The following is a 230-nucleotide window of genomic DNA, read 5'->3' on the forward strand; positions in this document are numbered from 1 at the left end:
TTTTTAAAGTGGTTCCTTTAAGATTTTCTTGCCATGTTTTATCGTCCCAATTGAGGGACTCAACATTAAGATTTTTAATCCATTCTCTCGGTGTGGTTTCATGATTATTGTTGTATGGCACTGATTTATTCCATGGACAAACATCTTGACAAATATCACATCCTGCAACCCATCCACCTAAATTTTTTTCTATTTTCTTTGGAATAATTTTATCTCTGCTTTCTATTGTG

1 protein-coding gene is annotated in these 230 nt (G+C 33.0%); it reads right to left on the reverse strand.

Features of this window, described 5'->3' with window-relative positions:
* Positions 1-230: 4Fe-4S double cluster binding domain-containing protein (locus AMO19_RS03395; protein ID WP_306452414.1), on the reverse strand; the 230-nt coding region annotated here is incomplete at both ends.

Origin of the sequence: Prochlorococcus marinus, from assembly GCF_001180245.1 — a bacterium.
GTDB classification, from domain to species: Bacteria; Cyanobacteriota; Cyanobacteriia; order PCC-6307; family Cyanobiaceae; genus Prochlorococcus_A; species Prochlorococcus_A marinus_F.